Origin of the sequence: Candidatus Protofrankia californiensis, from assembly GCF_900634765.1 — a bacterium.
Taxonomy (GTDB): domain Bacteria; phylum Actinomycetota; class Actinomycetes; order Frankiales; family Frankiaceae; genus Protofrankia; species Protofrankia californiensis.
Genome location: NZ_CAAAFT010000043.1, coordinates 10784 through 12362 on the forward strand (window position 1 = coordinate 10784; position 1579 = coordinate 12362).

The window sequence follows — 1579 nt, forward strand, 5'->3', positions numbered from 1 at the left end:
GTGCCCGGACCGACCGGAGCCTGGATCGGCGGGAGCCCGGTAACCGTCACTTCCGGCCGGGGCCTGCCTGGTCGCTCATCCAGGTCAGATCGGGCACCCGGACGTGGAGCCGGTCCGCTATCTCCTCGACGGCGAGACCCAGGCCGATCGCCTCACGGATCGCCAGGCCGCGGACGACACGCAGACGCACCCGCTGAGGATGATCTTCCCAGAGCAGATCGTGAGCGACCGCTGCGCGCTCGACCGGGTCGGAGATCGCGAGGATTTCGTCGAAGAGCAGCACAACGGACATGGTCCTGCGACTGTGACCATCCAGCAAGGGCACGCCGTGTCCAGGTGTTCACGGTCGTGGCCGGCTATGCGGCCGGATCCCGGAGATCCTGGATCGGGCCCGTTCCGTCGATCACCGGCAGGTGAACCCGTGATGCTCCCGGGCCGCCGCGGGCCGTTCGCAAGGAGCGTTGGCCTGCGGAGCAGGCAATCCACAGGAACATCGCGGGCAGTCGTCCAATAGCTCGGCATGGGCTTCGCCGCAACGCAGGATGACCGCTTCACCCTCCGGGGTATCCACAATCTCGCCTGTCGGGCTGTAGACCAGACATCGCGGATTCAGCCAGGAGACGTTGAACGTCAACGACTGCCCCGGATGAATCGGGTAGGTGCCCCCGCTGAAGGGACCGTCATCGAGCACACCGAGTATCACATCCGACACCATCATGGATACTGACGATAGGCGCCGGATGCTCTCTCGTTGCTCCCAGTAAAGGATTACACACTTTTTGTGTCAGGCGTTTTGCCGTGACGGGTGACACGGTGACCTGAAAAGGACGATTTTCCCTCGGGGCCCAGCTTTCTGGACCGCCGAGAGCCCCTGCCGTAGGGGGGTCAAGTAGCCGTCCGCCCATGTGGCCGAGGTCGAGATACCGTTTGGTGGAGTACCTCCGTACTTGTATGGTGTCCGCCCGCGTGGCCCACGCCAAGATGGACCTGTAGGCGTCGTAGGTGCCCCGGGCGACTTCCGTGATTGCCGTCCCACGGGCGGTTCCTCGGACAGGTCGTGTATATGGCGCATCGGACGCCGCTCCTCCTGGAGGCCAAAGGCGACGCGATCATGCTTTTTTCGCGCTACCGGAGGTCTAGGTCCCCGGGCCACCAGGAGGCGTGAAGCGCTCCACCTGACCACCGCAGACCGAGGAGATTTCGAATGAGTCATGTGAAGTTCGCCACCCGTGACGGTACCCCCTGGATACCCCAGTACATCGTGGCTATAGACGCCGAGAAATGTATCGGCTGTGGTCGTTGCTACAAGGTCTGCGCCCAGAGCGTGCTCAGGCTGATGGGCGTGAACGACGAGGGCGAACTGGTCGATCCCTTCGACGACGATGAAGAGGTCGAACGCAAGATTATGACTATCGATGCTGCCGGCAAGTGCATCGGCTGCAACGCCTGCATCCGAGTATGCGGTCCGCGCTGCCAGACCTACGCGCCGGCGGAGGCGGCCTGACCGGCCGGCATTTCCAGTTCGCACGGTCGTGTCCCGGCTGGCTCCCATGGCGGCGTCGGACTGCCTGCCGGCCGG

3 protein-coding genes are annotated in these 1579 nt (G+C 64.2%); 1 reads left to right on the forward strand and 2 read right to left on the reverse strand.

The window, feature by feature from the left end:
• Positions 1–46: 46 nt before the first annotated feature.
• A complete protein-coding gene (locus tag DD1DGNOD_RS02205; protein WP_241255407.1) occupies positions 47–325 on the reverse strand; it encodes a hypothetical protein in 279 nt (92 codons plus the stop codon).
• A gap of 78 nt (positions 326–403) precedes the next feature.
• Positions 404–718: a hypothetical protein gene (locus DD1DGNOD_RS27680; RefSeq protein WP_131769326.1), complete on the reverse strand. Its 315-nt coding sequence runs from the start codon at positions 716–718 to the stop codon at positions 404–406.
• A gap of 486 nt (positions 719–1204) precedes the next feature.
• Between DD1DGNOD_RS27680 and fdxB the strand changes: the two genes are divergently transcribed.
• Complete coding sequence (fdxB, locus tag DD1DGNOD_RS02215) at positions 1205–1504, forward strand: ferredoxin III, nif-specific (RefSeq protein WP_131764974.1); 300 nt, start codon at positions 1205–1207, stop codon at positions 1502–1504.
• Positions 1505–1579: the final 75 nt, after the last annotated feature.

Excerpts from the sequence above, each read along its gene's own strand:
- DD1DGNOD_RS27680 (WP_131769326.1), bottom strand. The coding sequence starts at position 718 with ATGATGGTGTCGGATGTGATACTCGGTGTGCTCGATGACGGTCCCTTC.
- fdxB (WP_131764974.1), top strand. The coding sequence starts at position 1,205 with ATGAGTCATGTGAAGTTCGCCACCCGTGACGGTACCCCCTGGATACCC.